Source organism: Streptomyces sp. 13-12-16 (assembly GCF_002114215.1).
GTDB lineage: Bacteria > Actinomycetota > Actinomycetes > Streptomycetales > Streptomycetaceae > Streptomyces.
This window is the reverse complement of sequence record NZ_NCTE01001128.1, coordinates 3,697-4,076: the sequence shown is the minus strand read 5'-3', so window position 1 is coordinate 4,076 and position 380 is coordinate 3,697. Positions and strand designations below refer to the sequence as shown.

Genomic DNA, 380 nt, shown 5'->3' with positions numbered 1-380 from the left:
CCCCCCTTCCCGGTGGTCCCCCCGCCGTGCTGCCGAAACTATGCGCAGCGGGGCGGGCCTGTGTACCGCGCCGGTGCCCGCTGCGGCCGCCGGAGGACTCATCCGTGCACAACTGAGTCCGAAAAGCCCGGTTCATCCATCCGTGAGGACCGGCTGTTCCAGGTCACCCGCCGCCAGATGGGCCAGGACGACCTCGTACAGGTCGGCCCCGGTGGCCAGAAGCTGGCGTTCCAGGACCGGTTCGGCGCTGCGTACGTGCTCGCGCACGGTCTGGGCGTGCACGCCCAGGCTCTGCGCGGCCCGCTCGGCGTTGCCCCCGGCGGCGATCCAGGTGCGCAGGGTGCGGCGCACGTTCCGGGGGTCCCCCTCCAGCCGTCCCA

At 73.2% G+C, this 380-nt stretch carries 1 protein-coding gene; it reads right to left on the bottom strand.

The genetic code is table 11. The annotated features are described in order from the left end of the window. Window positions 1-132: 132 nt before the first annotated feature. Window positions 133-380: helix-turn-helix domain-containing protein (locus B7767_RS36375; RefSeq protein WP_143652828.1), on the bottom strand; the 248-nt coding region annotated here is incomplete at its 5' end.